Here is an 8,803-nt window from a genome sequence, read left to right on the forward strand (position 1 = left end):
TCCTAACCGGCCAGCACCTTCGTCAGCACCTCGGCGAACTCCGCCGGGGCGCCGAGGAAGCCGCCGTGGTCGCCGGGGAAGAAGGTCGGGTCCACACCGAGCCGCTCGGCCAGGGCGGCCGACGTCGGCTGGGTCAGCAGGTGCCCGGAGTCCTCGCCGATCCCGACCACGATGCGGGTCCGCGCCGCCCGCAGCGCCTCGACATCCGGCACGTACCGGGTCGTGACCAGCAGGTCGTGGGCCAGGAACCGCTCCCCGTCGCGCATGTCCTGCTCCGACGGCGGCGGGCCGGGCGGGGGCTCGGCCGGCGCCCCGGCGTTGTCGCCCACGAACCCGGCGGCGGCCATGAACTTGGCGAACGCCGGACCGGCGCCCTCGGCGTGGAAGGTCGCCACGACGTCCTCGGTCGAGGCGCGCCGGGACTCGCGGTCCGGGAGCAGCTCGAGCAGCGGCGGCTCGTGCGCGACGAGGGTGCGCAGCCGGTCGGGGTGCCGGGCGACGAGTGCGAGCCCGGTTGTCGCGCCACCGCTGGAGCCGAACAGGTCCGCGGTGCCGGCGCCGAGGGCGTCGAGGATCGCGACGACGTCGTCCGCCCGCTGCTCCACCGGGACGTCGACCGCCGGGTCGTCGAGCGTGCTGTTCGCGATGCCGCGGGGGTCGGTGGTGACCACGGTGTGGTGCGCGGCGAGGGCGTCGGCGAGCGGCGCGAAGTGCGCCGCCGACATCGGCGAACCCACCACGACGAGCAGCGGGCCGGAGCCGCGGACCTCGTAGTGCAGGCGTGCGCCGGGGACGTCGAGCGTGTGGACGGTCGTCACTGTTCCTCCTGGCCATCGGGTCGGCACGGTGATGACCGGCCGGACCGGGAGAACTCATCGGCGGTGGAACGAGAAAGGCCCGGCGCCGCGTCGCGACGCCGGGCCGAGGGTCCGGACCCGGTCCGCCCGGACGGACCGGCTTCCCGGTGGGGCCGGTGGGGGCGCCGGTCCCGCTCGCGCGGGACCACCGTGCGCAGGAACCCCCCGGCACTGCGCAGTCAGTCGCCGTCGTCGTCACCCCAGGAGTCGTGACCCGACCGGCCCATGGCGGCCTGCCGGCCCTCCCAGTTGCGACGGCGTTCGGCGGCGACCCGCCGCCAGGCGCGGGCCTGTGCGGCATCCAGGATGCCGACGACCACGCCGATGACGGCCAGAACACCCAACCCGACCAGGACGATGCCGATGGGCCCGATCACGGGGACCACCTGCCCGATCGACGGCGGGCGACCTTGCTGGACGGCGATCCGGCACGCGTGCGAACGGCTCGGACATGGATCATCGGATGTCACCTTCCACTCGGATTGCTGCCCGGCGGGCGCCGGGAGTCGGTGAGGTCCCTCGGGTCGGGACCGGGGCCGCGGGGCGGCGGGTGCGAGGGGCGGGGCGCGGGCCGGTCGGGGAGATCACGGGCGCCCTCCTTCCCTCGGGGACCCCGGGTGGAGGTGATGCGAACCACTCGGGGTCCAGCTGTGCTTAGATTGCCCGACGGGATGTCCTCGTGCAATTGCACGGGAGGCTCCACGTGCGAATCACTCGCTCGGAGCATCCGGCCGGTTCCGATGGGTGAGCGGGACGGGGGAGGTGGGATGGCGCCACAGCAGGGGCCCGCGGGCCCGCGCCGGCGGCTGGGCGCCGAGCTCCGGCGACTCCGGCTCAACGCCGACATGACCCTCGACGAGGTCGCCGAGAAGATGACCTGCTCGACCTCGAAGATCAGCCGGCTGGAGACGGGCAAGGGCATCCCCAAGCTGCCCGACGTCAACGAGCTGATCCGGATCTACGGCGTGACGTCCGACGCCGAGCAGGACATGCTGCGGCGGCTGGTCCGCGAGGGCCGGACGCAGGGGTGGTGGGAGCCGTACGTCGAGGGCGTGCACCCGGAGCGGTTCGTGCTCGACTCGCCCGGGCGCTACCCCGCGCTCGAGACCGAGGCGGTCGCCGTGCGGCCGTTCACCACGACCTTCCTGCACGGGCTCCTGCAGACCCGGGAGTACGCCACGCTGCTGATGGCGGAGATGCTGCCGCACCACAGCGAGGCCGAGGTCGAGCAGCTCGTGGAGATCAGGATGCAGCGGCAGCGTGCCCTGATGCGCGACGACGAACCGCTGCGCCTGGCCGCGGTGCTCGACGAGGCCCTGCTGAACCGGCAGGTGGGGGACCGCGCGGTCATGGACCGCCAGTTGCGCGTCCTCGTCGAGCTGAGCGAGCGGGACAACGTCGACATCCGGGTGCTGCCCTTCGACGCCGGCCTGCACCGCGCCCTCGCGGGGCCGTTCACCGTGCTGGAGCTGCGGGACCGGCTGGCCGACGTCGTGTACATCGAAGGCGCGGCCGGGGACTCCTATCTGGACACACCCGCGGACGTGAAGCTGTACAAGGAGATTCACGCCGACGTGTCGGCGCGTGCCGTCGACCCCGCGGCGTCCCGCGACCTGCTGCTCCGCTATCTTCGCCGCCACACGTGACGAAGGGGCGGGCGTTGACCGAGTTCAGGACCAGCAGCTTCTGCAGTCTCGGCGACTGTGTCGAGATCGGACGGTCGGCGTCGGGCGAGATCCTGGTGCGGGACAGCAAGAACCGTGAGCAGGGCCCGCTGGCGTTCACCCGCGACGAGTGGGCGGCGTTCGTGGCCGGCGTGAAGAACGGGGAGTTCGAGGCGTCCTGATCGGACGGACACGCGTCCATAGTGGGTGTGAGGTCCGCCGCGTGGGTGTGCTCGCGCCACCGAGCGTGAGAGTGTTACGCCCGCCTCACGCATTTGAGGTTCGTTTGAGGTAGCTGTGCCCCAACTGTGACGTTGCGGGCTACCGACGGGTAAACACCTTGACTAGCGTCTCCGGGCATCGCTCGAACCCCGACGACCTCGAGGTGCCCTGAGAATGCCCACCACACGACGTCTGCTCGCCACCATCGCCGCTGGCGCGCTCACCGTCTCGCTCGCCGCCTGTGCGACCTCCGAACGAGGTGACGGCGGGTCGGCCGGCGCGACCGGCGGCACGATGGTCTTCGGCGCCGCCGGCGCCCCGAAGAACTTCGACCCGATCTTCAACGACGACGGCGAGAGCTTCCGCCCCGTCCGTCAGATGTACGACACGCTGATCACGTACAAGCCGGGCACCACGGACCTCGCACCGGGCCTGGCGACCGAGTGGTCGTCCAGCCCCGACGGTAAGCAGTGGACCTTCACGATCCGCCAGGGCGTGACGTTCCACGACGGCACCCCGCTCGACGCCGCCGCCGTCTGCACCAACTTCGACCGCTGGGCGAACACGACCAGCGAGGCCGCGCAGAGCAACATGATCTACTACGCGGACGTCTTCGAGGGCTTCAAGAACTCCGGCGGGATCTACGAGTCCTGCCAGGCGAACGGCGACAAGGCCACCATCTCCCTGAGCAAGTACAAGGGCGCCTTCCCCGCCGCGTTCGGCCTGACCTCGCTGTCGATCTCCAGCCCGGCCGCGCTGAAGCAGTACGACGCGGACAACGTCACGCAGAGCGGCGACTCGTTCTCCTACCCCGCCTACGCCACGGACCACCCGACCGGCACCGGCGCGTTCAAGTTCGAGAGCTACGACCGCACCGGGAACACGATCACCCTGGTCCGCAACGACGACTACTGGGGCGAGAAGGCCAAGCTGGACAAGCTCGTCTTCAAGATCATCCCGGACGAGAACGCCCGCAAGCAGGAGCTCACCGCCGGCACGATCGACGGCTACGACTACCCGTCGCCCGCCGACTACAACGCGCTGAAGCAGGCCGGCCAGCAGGTGCTGATCCGCCAGCCGTTCAACGTGCTCTACATGGGCATCAACACCAAGAACAACCCGGCGCTCAAGGACATCCGGGTGCGCCAGGCGCTGGCCTACGCGATCGACCGGCAGGCGCTGGTGCAGACCAAGCTGCCCGAGGGCGCCGAGGTCGCGACGCAGTTCATGCCCAAGACCGTCGCCGGGTACGCCGACGACGTCCAGCAGTACCCGTACGACCCGCAGAAGGCGAAGGACCTGCTGGCCCAGGCCGGGGCGTCGAACCTGACGCTGAACTTCTACTACCCGACCGAGGTCAGCCGGCCCTACATGCCGAACCCGACCGACCTCTTCCAGCTGATCTCGGAGAACCTCAAGCAGGCCGGGATCACGGTCAACGCGGTGCCGCGCCCCTGGAACGGCGGCTTCAAGGACGACGTCCAGACCGCGGGCAAGCAGGACCTGCACCTGCTCGGCTGGACCGGCGACTACAACGACGCCGGCAACTTCATCGGCACCTTCTTCGGCCGGGAGAAGCCGGAGTTCGGGCCGGAGGACCCGGCGATGTACGCGCAGATCAACGCGGCCGACGCCGAGCCGGACCCCGCCAAGCACGCCGCGGCCTACGAGCAGGCCAACCGCGACCTGATGGCGAAGTACCTGCCGGCCGTGCCGATCAGCAGCAGCCCGCCCGCGATCGTCGTCTCCGGCGCGATCCAGGGCCTCGTGCCCAGCCCGCTGACCGACGAGCGGTTCAACACCGTCAGCAAGACGCAGAGCTGATCCGACCGAATCGCATCATGGTTCCGTGATGCGAGAAACCGGCCGCCCTGAGCGCGTCATGGTTCCATGACGGGCTCGGGGTGCCGGTGTGAAAGGCCACCATGCTGCGCTTCATCGTGCGGCGGTTGATCCAGGTCGTCCCGACGCTCCTGCTGCTGTCCGTCCTCCTGTTCGCCTGGCTGCGCTCGCTGCCGGGCGGACCGGCGGCCGCGCTGCTCGGCGACAAGGCGACCCCGGAGAAGATCGCCCAGCTCAACACCGTGCTCGGGCTCGACCAGCCCGTCCCGGTCCAGTACTTCCGCTTCCTCGGCCGCGCCCTGACCGGCGACTTCGGCAACTCCCTGATCACCGGCGAACCGGTGACGACCGAGATCGCCCGGGCGCTCCCCGCGACCATCGAGCTCGCGATCGCCGCGCTGCTGCTCGCCGTGGTGCTGGGCATCCCGCTCGGCTACGTGGCGGCGCGCTACCGCGGCCGCCCGCTCGACACCACCACCGTGATCGCGACCCTGGTCGGCGTCGCGGTCCCCGTCTTCTTCCTCGGCTACCTGCTCAAGCAGTTCTTCGCCGTGGACCTCGGCTGGTTCCCGCCCTCGGGGCGGCAGGCCGTGGACATCGACGCCACGCACGTCACCGGGTTCGCCGTGCTCGACGGGCTCCTGACCAGGGAGCTCGACGCGTCGTGGGACGCCCTCGTGCACCTGGTGCTGCCCGCGGTCGCCCTGGCCACGATCCCGCTCGCGGTGATCGTGCGGATCACCCGGGCGTCCGTGCTCGACGTGATGGGCTCGGACTTCGTGCGCACGGCCAACTCGAAGGGCCTCGCGCCCCGCACCGTCCGCGACCGGCACGTGCTCCGCAACGCCCTGCTCCCCGTCTCGACCACGATCGGCCTGCAGACCGGCCTGCTGCTGGCGGGCGCGGTGCTCACCGAGAAGGTCTTCGTCTGGGGCGGCCTCGGCACGCTGCTCGCGCAGGCGATCGAGCGCCGCGACTACCCCCGGCTGCAGGCCGTGGTGCTGCTCGGCGCGCTGGTCTACGTGATCGTCAACCTGCTCGTCGACCTGTCGTATGCCGTGATCGACCCGAGGGTGAGGGTGCGATGACCTCGCCGAGGGGGAGCCTGCAACCCCGACCACCGACACTGCTGGACCGCCGTCGGCGCCGCGTCGACGAGCTGGCCGAGGCGAGCGGGCGCAGCCTCACCGCCGACGCCTTCCAACGGCTGCGGCGCAACCCCGTCGCGATCGTCGGCGCCGTGATCGTCGGCCTGTTCGTGCTGGTCTCGATCCTCGCGCCGTGGATCGCCCCGCACGACGCCGCGACCGCCTTCCCCGAGCTGCAGCGCACGCTGCGGCCGGACTCGATCCCCGGCGCGCAGCCCGGCTTCCCGCTGGGCTCGGACCAGAACGGCCGGGACTTCTTCTCCCGGATGATCCTGGCCTCGCGCCAGACGCTGCTGGTCGGCGTGCTGGCCACCTTGATCGGGCTCGTGTTCGGTGTGGTGATCGGCGCGCTCGCCGGCGCCTTCGGCGGTTGGGTCGACACCGTGCTCATGCGGGTCACGGACGTGCTGCTGTCCATCCCGTCGCTGCTGCTCGCGATCTCGATCGCGGCCCTGGCCGCCAAACCCAGCCAGACGACGGTGATCATCGCGGTGGCGCTGGTCAGCGTGCCGGTGTTCGCCCGGCTGCTGCGCGGGTCGATGCTCGCGCAGCGGGAGAGCGACCATGTCCTCGCGGCCACCTCGCTGGGGGTGCGGCGGCGCTCGATCGTGCTGCGGCACATGCTGCCCAACGCCGTGGGCCCGGTGATCGTGCAGGCCACGCTGACCCTGGCGACGTCGATCCTCGACGCGGCCGCGCTGTCCTTCCTCGGGCTGGGCGACGGCGACCCGGCCCGCGCCGAATGGGGGCTCATGCTCGCCAACGCCCAGACCTACCTCGACGTCCGGCCCGCCCTGGCGTTCTGGCCCGCGATCGCGATCATCCTGGTCGCGCTCGGGTTCACGCTGCTCGGCGAGGCCCTGCGCGAGGCGCTCGACCCGAAGGGGAGGCGCTGATGGACAGCGCCCTGCTCGAGGTCGAGGACCTGCGGGTCGCGTTCACCCGGCGCGGCGAGCCGGACACGGTCGCCGTCGACGGGGTGAGCTTCGACGTGAAGCCCGGCGAGATCGTCGGGCTGGTCGGCGAGTCCGGCTGCGGCAAGTCGGTGACCTCGCTGGCGGTGATGCGGCTGCTGCCCGAGCGCGGCAACCGCGTCACCGGCTCGATCCGGATGGACGGCGAGGACCTGCTGACCCTGTCGGACTCCGCGATGCGCGAGCGCCGCGGCCGCGACCTGTCGATGATCTTCCAGGACCCGCTGTCCTCGCTGAACCCGGTGATCCCGGTGGGGCTGCAGGTCACCGAGGTGCTCACCCGGCACCGCGGGATGAGGAAGAACGCCGCGCGCCGGGAGGCCGCGGAGCTGCTGGACCGGGTCGGCATCCCCGACCCGACGCGGCGGCTCGACTCGTACCCGCACCAGATGTCCGGCGGGATGCGGCAGCGCGCGCTGATCGCGATCGCGCTGGCCTGCACGCCCCGGCTGCTGATCGCCGACGAGCCGACGACCGCGCTCGACGTCACCATCCAGGCCCAGATCCTCGACCTGCTCAAGCAGCTGGTCGCCGAGACGGGGACCGCGCTGGTGATGATCACGCACGACCTCGGCGTCGTCGCCGGGCTGTGCGACCGGGTCAACGTGCTCTACGCGGGCCGGATCGTGGAGCGGGCCGACCGGCACGAGCTGTTCCGGCAGCCCCGGCACCCGTACACGCACGGGCTGCTCGGCTCGATCCCGCGGATCGACGGGCCGCCGGGGGAGGACCTCGCGGCGATCCGCGGGTCGGTCAACGACAACCTGCCGTGGGCCTCGCCGGAGGGCGGGGCGTGCGCCTTCATGCCGCGCTGCCCGCGCGCGCTCGAGGTGTGCGCCGAGGTCACGCCGGCGGCGGAGGAGGCCGGGACGCGGCTGCTGCGCTGCCACAACCCCGTCCCGGTCGCGGAGGGATCGGCATGAGCGAGCAGAGCGACGGGCCGGCCCCGGCGCTGCTGGAGGTCGAGGACCTCGCCGTCCACTTCCCGATCACCCAGGGGGTGTTCCGGGCCCGGACGGTGGGGCACGTGTACGCCGTCGACGGCGTCTCGCTCACGGTGCGCCGCGGGGAGACCTACGGCCTGGTCGGCGAGTCCGGCTGCGGCAAGTCGACGCTGGGCCGGGCGATCCTCAAGCTGACCGAGCCCACGCGGGGCCAGGTCCGGTTCGACGGCCAGGACATCGCCGGGCTGAAGGGCGAGGAGCTGCGCCGGCGCCGCCGCCGGTTCCAGATGGTGTTCCAGGACCCGATGTCGAGCCTGGACCCGCGGCAGTCCGTGGAGTCGCTGCTCACCGAGGGCATGAAGGCGCACGGGCTGTCGCGGGGCCCGGAGGCGGACCGGAAGCGGCTGCAGGAGCTGGTCGACGCCGTCGGTCTGCCGAAGGGAGCGCTGCGCCGCTACCCGCACGAGTTCTCCGGTGGGCAGCGGCAGCGGATCGGGATCGCGCGGGCGCTGAGCGTGGAGCCGGACCTGATCGTGGCCGACGAGCCGGTCTCGGCGCTCGACGTGTCCGTGCAGGCCCAGGTGCTCAACCTGCTGTCCCGGCTGCAGCGCGAGCTCGGGCTGACCTACCTGGTCATCGCGCACGACCTGGCGGTGGTCCGGCACGTCAGCGACCGGGTCGGCGTGATGTACCTGGGCGGGATCGTCGAGGAGGCGCCGTCGACCGATCTCTACGCCGACCCGCAGCACCCCTACACCCGGGCGCTGATGTCCGCGGTGCCGCTGCCGGACCCGGAGGCCGAGGACCAGCGGGAGCGGATCCTGCTGGCCGGCGACCTGCCCTCGCCGGCCGCGCCGCCGAGCGGGTGCCGGTTCCACACCCGCTGCCCGTGGAAGCAGGCCGAGCGGTGCGACACCGAGCGGCCGGAGCTGCGGCAGCTCGAGGGTGCGGCGGAGGGTCACCGGGTGGCCTGCCACTGGGCCGAGCAGATCCGGGACGGCCGGATCCGCCCGCACCACGTCGACGCGGACATGGTCGACGAGGCGGCGAACCTCGCCGTCGGCACCCCGGAGCACGCCGGCTCGGTGACGGAGATCCTCGGCCGCTGACCCCCGTGAGTGGCGATGGTCGCCCTGGCGATGGTCGCCAGGG

Annotated in this window: 9 protein-coding genes; 7 read left to right on the plus strand and 2 right to left on the minus strand. The window is 71.9% G+C overall.

Translation table 11 applies throughout. The features are described 5' to 3' along the window. Positions 1–2: 2 nt before the first annotated feature. Positions 3–818: an alpha/beta hydrolase gene (locus tag AB0B41_RS33540; protein WP_358210533.1), complete on the minus strand. Its 816-nt coding sequence runs from the start codon at positions 816–818 to the stop codon at positions 3–5. A gap of 218 nt (positions 819–1,036) precedes the next feature. Continuing rightward, entirely contained in the window at positions 1,037–1,234 is a 198-nt protein-coding gene (locus AB0B41_RS33545) for a hypothetical protein (RefSeq protein WP_156067742.1), read from the minus strand. Between the two features lie 390 nt (positions 1,235–1,624). Here AB0B41_RS33545 and AB0B41_RS33550 point away from each other — a divergent pair, with 390 nt between their 5' ends. The 7 genes from AB0B41_RS33550 to AB0B41_RS33580 all read left to right on the plus strand — a co-directional run bounded on the left by AB0B41_RS33550 (position 1,625) and on the right by AB0B41_RS33580 (position 8,760). Continuing rightward, positions 1,625–2,503 carry a helix-turn-helix transcriptional regulator gene (locus AB0B41_RS33550; RefSeq protein ID WP_358210535.1) on the plus strand — a complete coding sequence of 293 codons (879 nt, stop codon included), beginning with the start codon at positions 1,625–1,627 and terminating at the stop codon, positions 2,501–2,503. 14 nt (positions 2,504–2,517) lie between these two features. After that, positions 2,518–2,703 (plus strand): DUF397 domain-containing protein, encoded by a 186-nt coding sequence (locus AB0B41_RS33555; RefSeq protein ID WP_358210537.1) that lies wholly within the window; start codon positions 2,518–2,520, stop codon positions 2,701–2,703. Between the two features lie 214 nt (positions 2,704–2,917). Next, positions 2,918–4,567, plus strand: coding sequence for an ABC transporter substrate-binding protein (locus tag AB0B41_RS33560; RefSeq protein WP_358210539.1), 1,650 nt, complete (start codon positions 2,918–2,920; stop codon positions 4,565–4,567). Positions 4,568–4,668: 101 nt separating this feature from the next. After that, on the plus strand, positions 4,669–5,673 hold the full coding sequence (locus tag AB0B41_RS33565) for an ABC transporter permease (RefSeq protein WP_358210541.1): 1,005 nt from the start codon (positions 4,669–4,671) through the stop codon (positions 5,671–5,673). Next, on the plus strand, positions 5,670–6,629 hold the full coding sequence (locus AB0B41_RS33570) for an ABC transporter permease (RefSeq protein ID WP_358210543.1): 960 nt from the start codon (positions 5,670–5,672) through the stop codon (positions 6,627–6,629). Before AB0B41_RS33565 ends, AB0B41_RS33570 begins: the two co-directional genes overlap by 4 nt. Then, the gene (locus AB0B41_RS33575) at positions 6,629–7,630 is read left to right on the plus strand and encodes an ABC transporter ATP-binding protein (protein WP_358210545.1); all 1,002 of its coding nucleotides are present in this window, start codon (positions 6,629–6,631) and stop codon (positions 7,628–7,630) included. Before AB0B41_RS33570 ends, AB0B41_RS33575 begins: the two co-directional genes overlap by 1 nt. Then, the gene (locus AB0B41_RS33580) at positions 7,627–8,760 is read left to right on the plus strand and encodes an ABC transporter ATP-binding protein (protein ID WP_358210547.1); all 1,134 of its coding nucleotides are present in this window, start codon (positions 7,627–7,629) and stop codon (positions 8,758–8,760) included. Before AB0B41_RS33575 ends, AB0B41_RS33580 begins: the two co-directional genes overlap by 4 nt. Positions 8,761–8,803 lie beyond the last annotated feature (43 nt).

This window comes from Pseudonocardia sp. NPDC049154 (assembly GCF_040648315.1).
Lineage (GTDB): Bacteria > Actinomycetota > Actinomycetes > Mycobacteriales > Pseudonocardiaceae > Pseudonocardia.

What these genes read in the sequence shown, in the direction of transcription:
- AB0B41_RS33550 (WP_358210535.1), top strand. Translation starts at nt 1,625, where the DNA reads ATGGCGCCACAGCAGGGGCCCGCGGGCCCGCGCCGGCGGCTGGGCGCC.
- AB0B41_RS33560 (WP_358210539.1), top strand. Translation starts at nt 2,918, where the DNA reads ATGCCCACCACACGACGTCTGCTCGCCACCATCGCCGCTGGCGCGCTC.
- AB0B41_RS33565 (WP_358210541.1), top strand. Translation starts at nt 4,669, where the DNA reads ATGCTGCGCTTCATCGTGCGGCGGTTGATCCAGGTCGTCCCGACGCTC.
- AB0B41_RS33570 (WP_358210543.1), top strand. Translation starts at nt 5,670, where the DNA reads ATGACCTCGCCGAGGGGGAGCCTGCAACCCCGACCACCGACACTGCTG.
- AB0B41_RS33575 (WP_358210545.1), top strand. Translation starts at nt 6,629, where the DNA reads ATGGACAGCGCCCTGCTCGAGGTCGAGGACCTGCGGGTCGCGTTCACC.
- AB0B41_RS33580 (WP_358210547.1), top strand. Translation starts at nt 7,627, where the DNA reads ATGAGCGAGCAGAGCGACGGGCCGGCCCCGGCGCTGCTGGAGGTCGAG.